The sequence below is a fragment of the Paenochrobactrum sp. BZR 201-1 genome, assembly GCF_044987585.2.
GTDB classification, from domain to species: domain Bacteria; phylum Pseudomonadota; class Alphaproteobacteria; order Rhizobiales; family Rhizobiaceae; genus Paenochrobactrum; species Paenochrobactrum pullorum.
In genome coordinates this window covers 42533-48999 of the sequence record NZ_JBJDRZ020000015.1, presented here as the reverse complement: position 1 = coordinate 48999, position 6467 = coordinate 42533, and the positions used below count along the sequence as shown (strand labels likewise).

Here is a 6467-nt window from a genome sequence, read left to right as displayed (position 1 = left end):
TCTTTAAAAGAACCATTGAAACCAACGGTATTCCGGACAAGGTTGTGATTGATAAGAGCGGCGCTAATTACGCCGGATTGCGGAATATGAATATTCTGTTTTGGCTTGTCGGGTTTTACCCTTTCATTGATATCCTGCAGGTCAAATATCTCAATAACATCATTGAGCAGGATCATCGTTTCATCAAAAAAATCATCAATCCGATGCGGGACTTTCAATCCTTTGCCACGGCATCAGCAACAATGGATGGAATTGAAACAGCGCATATGATCCATAAGGGACAGTTTGGAATGGGAGCAAAATCGCCATTCGAGCAGTTTGCGGAACTCGCAGGATAACTGTGTCAAAGCAATAAATAAAGCTGCCAGTCGCGGCGGATATCGTGATCAATATCTTTCAGACGTTCTTGAAAATCCGGTTTCATGATGGCAGCCTGCTTCTGTTTTTTAGAGTGTGTCCGGTCGCGGCATCGAAAACATGAATGCGGGGCACATCGACTGCAATTTGTGTAATGCCTTTTAAATCGGGATCGCCATAAAGCGTATCTGCTTTGGCAATGAACGCTTGGTCGTTTATTTTCCCATGTAATAAAGCCTCGGCCCCTAATGGTTCGACGAGGTCTATTTGACAGTCAAGTATTTCGCGCTTAGCGCCCGGCTCGACACACATAATTTCCGGACGCAAACCCAGTTTAACCGGCTGGCCTTCATGGGCATTGATTGTAAAAACATCCGGAATGCTAATGCATAAATCTGTTAATCCGGTAATGCGGACTTTGGTTTGCCCATTCCGGTTTTCAATGATGCTGTCAGGAAGGTTCATGGGTGGCGAACCAATAAAACTGGCAACAAAGGTATTTGCAGGCTCCAAAAATACATCCATCGGTGCGTCGACCTGTTCGATACGCCCTTCATTCATAATAACAATGCGATCAGCAAGCGTCATCGCTTCGACCTGATCATGGGTCACATATATGCTGGTGGACTGGATACGTTGATGCAGATGTTTTATTTCTGTCCGCATGTGGGTGCGTAATTTGGCATCCAGATTGGAAAGTGGTTTATCAAACAGGAAGATTTTGGGGCGGCGCACAATCGCTCGTCCCATGGCCATACGTTGGCGCTGGCCGCCCGATAAATCGGCTGGTTTACGAGCCAGATATTCGCTTAAGCCTAAAATATGGGCAGCTTCCGCTACCGCCTTGTCAATGACAGCGCGTTTTCCGCCACGCACCCGTAAGCCAAGGCAATTTTATCAACGACGTTTGCTTTAATATTGACGGCAGCAATAACGATGGAAAGCAAAGCATACACAGATAAGTTCGGCATTCCGCACTTGTTTTTGGCTTTTCTCTATGAATAAAATCTCTATGTTGATACGGCTTTTACTTAATTTTTAAGGGGAGACTGGACCATGAGAAAGAACTGCCGTTTTATATGTTCTGCTTTTTTAAGCTTGAGCATTCTCGGTGGTGGTTTGAATATCAGCCAGATCTTGGTGACGAATTTCACAGTATCTGCTCGGGCAGCCAACCTATCAACGCTGATTGTTAAAACGGCGTCCGGTTCTGAATATCAATTGGTTGCAGGGCAAACGAAACTGTCTCGTGAGACGATTAAAACCCACACAGCATGGACAGAAGGTTTACAGGAGTTTTCAGGGGTACCTTTGAAATCATTGCTTCAAACTATAGGTATTAAGGAAGAAAAAGCCGGCCAAATAGTGATTAAAGCACGGGCACTAAATGATTATGAAGTCGAAATCCCCGGTCAGGATGCTTATGATTTTAATGTCCTTGTGGCAGATAAAATGAATGGCGAAGCCATGCCTGTTACGCAATTTGGTCCATTCTGGATCGTGTATCCGCGTGATGAGAAACCTGAACTGCAGGATTCTCGGTTTGATCATCGATGGGCATGGCAACTCTCTGAATTGCTGGTTGAATGAAAATTACCCGTGTTTATTTTGTGGCAGGTATCGCCATGCTGGGGTTTTGCCTCATGCTGGCTTACGCTTTTTATCAGCTATTGAAGGTTGAACGTTCGCTTGAAAGTTTTGTCGGCGAAAATATGCTCTGGGCCGTTAATCAAGCAGACCGCGAGAGTCGGCGTTTTAGTGATGCACTTTTGTTGGACGGCGATAATGAAGAGCTGATTGAGCTGCGTTTCGAAATATTGAAAAGCCGCATCAATCTTTTAAGCATCGGCCCCCAACTTGAATATTTTCAAAATATTGGTGCGGCAAAGCAGCTTGAAAATATCATCGCAACAATGAAGCAGATTGAAGAGCGCTATGAGATTGAAGAACATCTCGAGCAGGCAGAAATTTTATCAATTTACCGGGAAATACTGCCGGTGTTCAATGATTTTGGTCGTATCGCCAATCTTTCCATGATTCATGAACGCGATGCCGGAGGGGATGCGCGTGATCACCAGCTGAACATCATTTATCTGACCATGGTGGCAGTACTTGGTCTGATGACCGCCGGTGCTGTTTTATCCTATTTGCTCATTATGAATATAAAATCAGCCAATCGTGCGAATACTGAATTAAGACATTATCAGGAAGAGTTGGAAGCAATCGTTGATCAGCGTACTCAAGCATTAAAAGTGGCGCTGAAGAATGAAAAAAAAGCCAATGAAATTTATAAAGGGTTTTTAACTACTGTTTCGCACCAATTTAAAACGCCGGTTGCCATTATCGATTTGATTGCACAACGTTTTATAAGGCACCCGGAAGATATTACCAGTGAAGCAGTAACAGAAGCCGTTGGCAGAATTCGTGAAGCTGTAAGCCGTTTGACACGCATTATTGAAAGCACAATCAGCGGTGATGTCATTAATGGTAAAGGGGTGAAATTAAAAGCAGAACAGTTTGATTTATTGGAAATAATAGGCCAATCGATTGCTTATCATCAAGATATTTATCCTTTGCGTTCGGTTCATTTTGATCACCACATTACCGAAGTACCTTATTATGGTGATAAAACTCTACTGGAGCAGATTGTAGTGAACTTGCTTGCTAATGCTGACATGTATTCTCCGGATAACACCGCTATAGATGTTACAGCCTTGCTCTCGGATAATGTATTTATATGCAGAGTTAAGGATTATGGTGTCGGTATTCCTGCTCATGAAGCGGAGATGATTTTCGATCGTTTTTATCGCGCTACGAATGTCGCTCACCTTTCAGGCAGTGGGTTGGGCTTAAGTTTTTCACGTCAAATCGCTCAAATGCACGGCGGTGACTTAAAATTGGTGGCGACAGGCAGCGGGATTACAGAGTTTGAACTAAGATTGCCTGTCTCCGGAGTAGAATGTGATTAATATGATAACTGACGAATCCACTCGCGCTTTGGTGCTCTGCGTAGAAGATGAAAAATATATTCGTGAGGAATTGGTGCGAGAACTCATGCGTTCCGGACATGATGTTATTGAAGCTGATAATGGGGTGGCAGCATTAGAGTTACTAAAGAAGCATCCCCTTAACGTCCCTGATCTTATTGTTTCTGATATTCTTATGCCGCATATGGACGGATTGGAGTTGCTGAAGAAAGTTCGTACATCTTCGGAGCCATTGAGTGCTATTCCGTTTTTGTTTCTCTCGGCCCTCTCAGATCGCGACCGTATTTTGGAAGCATATCGTGCAGGCGTTGACGAATATCTGGTCAAACCGATTGATTTGCGTGTTTTTATTTCACAGGTTGAAGCTAAGCTGCGCTTGATAAAACGTATTGAAAATAAACGTCAATCAGCCTCCTTGGGTATGAATTCTAAAAAATTATCGCCACGTGAACTGGATGTTCTTGTGCAATTAATAGATGGCAAGAAAAATGCCGATATTGCGATAGCTTTGCAGCTTTCAGAGCATACGATAAATGATTATATCAAGAATATTTTTAAAAAACTAAAGGTTCATTCAAGGGCTGAGGCTGTGAAAGAAGCAATGAAAAATAACATAGTAAATCTATAAAAAGTCTATGTTTTAAAATGGATAGAGGCCTGTTAATTTCTTAAGCGTATTGATTGTTTGGCAGGTTTTATATTTGCGTTATTTTGATGATTTCCTTGTTTACGTGAATTGTTACCCTGGGAAATTTCAATGAACATCTGCAATTTTAAGTGATTGTGCCGATCATGCGGCTCGCATGATCTGATTGACGGTCAAGGCACAACAGCTGGCGAACAGCAAGCTTATTTCACCGATACCAAAGCTTCTATCGGAGCAATTGCTTTGCCGAACAATTAATTTTTCAAGGAAACTTTCATTTGAAAGCTTTCATAGAAATCTTTTATTGAACTGCACTTTTATTATGGTGCAGCACAATTATGCATTAGAGCGTGTCGCACTTAATCGTATCCACTGTGCTCGCTCTAACGTTTTGTTTTTACGCATGTCTTTATCCCAAAACCGGTGCCCACTTTTGGGAGACATGCTCTAGCGAATCTTGCTTCCAAGACTGCTGAAATAATGCATCAGCAGGTTTTACAGGCAATGCCGTTTGTTGACCGGCGGGCATTTGGCGCAACGTGCAATTAAATCTGCATTATGGTTTGTTTGAAGTCGCAGATGTATCTATCAGTGCGTGGATATGATCTGGATGTCGTTGGTCATTATGCACGACCTGATATTTATTTAGCTGCCAAAATAAAGCGGCAGAATGTCTTCCGGCCCGCCATCCATTTTCAATCGGCCGTGTTCAAGCCAGAATACACGGTTGCAACTGCGCTCGACCAATTTACGTGAATGGGTTGCCAGCACTAAAATATTGGTAGCCTGCACCAATTCATTCAGTCTGTGTTCTGCTTTTTTTTGAAAAGCTTCATCACCAACAGACAACCACTCATCCATCAGCAAAATTTCCGGCCGCATAATGGTTGAAACCGCAAAAGCCAGTCGCAAATGCATACCGGTGGAATAGGTGCGAAGCGGCATGTCGATAAAGTCACCAAGTTCGGTAAAGGTAATGATTTCATCTATTTGGCGGTTCATCTTTTGTTTGTCTATTCCAAGCAAAGCACCGCGAATATAGATATTTTGCCGTCCCGTTGCCTCCGGATCAATGCCAAGGGAAATATCGATCAAAGAACCGGTCTGTCCTTGCAAAACAGCAGATCCTGCCGTCGGATAATAAACACCGCTAAGAAGACGCAGCATCGTGCTTTTGCCTGCACCATTATGCCCAAGGAGCGCCACTCGATCTCCGTCTTTCAGCTCGAAGCTGATATTGTCCAGCACACGAACACTGACGCGGCCTTGCACATCCTGTGAAATTTTCCCGCCGGTCGCTGCTTGTATCAGACGATTTTTCAATGAACGGCTGCCCGCATTAAAAATCGGAATATCAATCGATACGTCTTTGACTGAAATATGAGCCATGAAATTGCCCTTATAACCAATAAGCGATGCGGTAGCGGAATTTGCCATAAAAAACGATCGCTACAGACCAACCGGCCATTGCCATGACTATGGCGGTTATCCAGTTTAAAGAATTTGGCAATTGCCCCAGCAATGGTGCGCGAACGATTTCCAGAAGGTGATAGACAGGGTTAGGCGTTAATAGATATTTAGCGATATGGTCTGGCAAACGCTGCGGCATCCACATGACCGGTGAGATATAAAACAAGACCTGTAAGATGCTGGCGACAATCTGGATCAGGTCTCGGTAACGGGTGCAGACCACTGCCAATATCAACATCACCCAAGCCAGATTGATACAAACCAAAATAAAGCCTGGAATTGCCAATAGTGCATTCCAATGCCAGGAAGCGCCGACAATCAGAAATACGAAAGGCGCGATGATAATATTATGCGCAAAAATGATCATATTGCGCCAAAGTGAGCGGATAATATGCGTAAAAAGTGGTATGGGCAGTTGCTTGACGATGCCGTCGGCCATAATAAAACTTGTGCAAGCTTCAGAAAGGCTGGTCAGCATAAAGCTCCATAAAATGATCCCGATAGTGAGAAACGGTAGAAATTCTTTTAACGGCGTTTGAAAAAGCTGGCTGAAAACAATGCCGATTGCGCCAATCATAATCGCCATGCTGAGTGTGAGCCAGAAAGGGCCAAGCGCTGAGCGCATATATCTTTGTTTTACATCATGCCAGCCGAGAAGTGCAGCCAAATCAATTTTTTTCAATGCATGCGTAATATCATTCAGTGCAATTTTACGGGCGTTACCTGCCACGAAAACCTCCATGCAAAAAAATAAATCACCAAGTAGTAACATCTTGAGAAAGATGCACAAACCGGCGTCACATCAATATGTTCGACGCTATTATAGAAGGCGATTGTGTCAGTGAGTTTTCAGTTGGGGTCATTAAAATATTAAAATGATAAATTATAAAAAATCACCTCTTACTTACTTGAAAAATAGTAATAAAATTTGAACATAATAAAATTATCAGTATAAATTTCTGAGTGATATTAACACCGGATATGCAGAGAAATCTATTCCTTTTTAT

Annotated in this window: 6 protein-coding genes and 1 pseudogene; 4 read left to right on the top strand and 3 right to left on the bottom strand. The window is 43.0% G+C overall.

Annotated elements, in window-relative coordinates:
* On the top strand, positions 1-338 hold a 338-nt coding region (locus tag ACI0FR_RS10390), incomplete at its 5' end, for a DDE-type integrase/transposase/recombinase (RefSeq protein WP_404908175.1).
* Positions 339-420: 82 nt separating this feature from the next.
* Here the strand turns inward: ACI0FR_RS10390 and ACI0FR_RS10385 are convergent.
* Positions 421-1242: pseudogene (locus ACI0FR_RS10385) on the bottom strand (ABC transporter ATP-binding protein); the annotation flags it as partial.
* A 171-nt stretch (positions 1243-1413) separates the two neighbouring features.
* Between ACI0FR_RS10385 and ACI0FR_RS10380 the strand changes: the two are divergent.
* From ACI0FR_RS10380 to ACI0FR_RS10370, 3 genes are read left to right on the top strand one after another with little or no spacing between them, the layout of a single operon-like run.
* Complete coding sequence (locus tag ACI0FR_RS10380) at positions 1414-1947, top strand: putative pterin-binding protein (RefSeq protein ID WP_404908173.1); 534 nt, start codon at positions 1414-1416, stop codon at positions 1945-1947.
* On the top strand, positions 1944-3326 hold the full coding sequence (locus ACI0FR_RS10375; RefSeq protein WP_404908171.1) for a sensor histidine kinase: 1383 nt from the start codon (positions 1944-1946) through the stop codon (positions 3324-3326). The genes ACI0FR_RS10380 and ACI0FR_RS10375 overlap by 4 nt, the downstream gene beginning before the upstream one ends.
* 1 nt (position 3327) lies before the next feature.
* Positions 3328-3972 carry a response regulator transcription factor gene (locus ACI0FR_RS10370; RefSeq protein WP_374832179.1) on the top strand — a complete coding sequence of 215 codons (645 nt, stop codon included), beginning with the start codon at positions 3328-3330 and terminating at the stop codon, positions 3970-3972.
* A 663-nt stretch (positions 3973-4635) separates the two neighbouring features.
* Here ACI0FR_RS10370 and ACI0FR_RS10365 read toward each other — a convergent pair.
* A complete protein-coding gene (locus ACI0FR_RS10365) occupies positions 4636-5379 on the bottom strand; it encodes an ABC transporter ATP-binding protein (protein ID WP_374832135.1) in 744 nt (247 codons plus the stop codon).
* A 10-nt stretch (positions 5380-5389) separates the two neighbouring features.
* Complete coding sequence (locus ACI0FR_RS10360) at positions 5390-6190, bottom strand: ABC transporter permease (protein ID WP_374832133.1); 801 nt, start codon at positions 6188-6190, stop codon at positions 5390-5392.
* Positions 6191-6467: the final 277 nt, after the last annotated feature.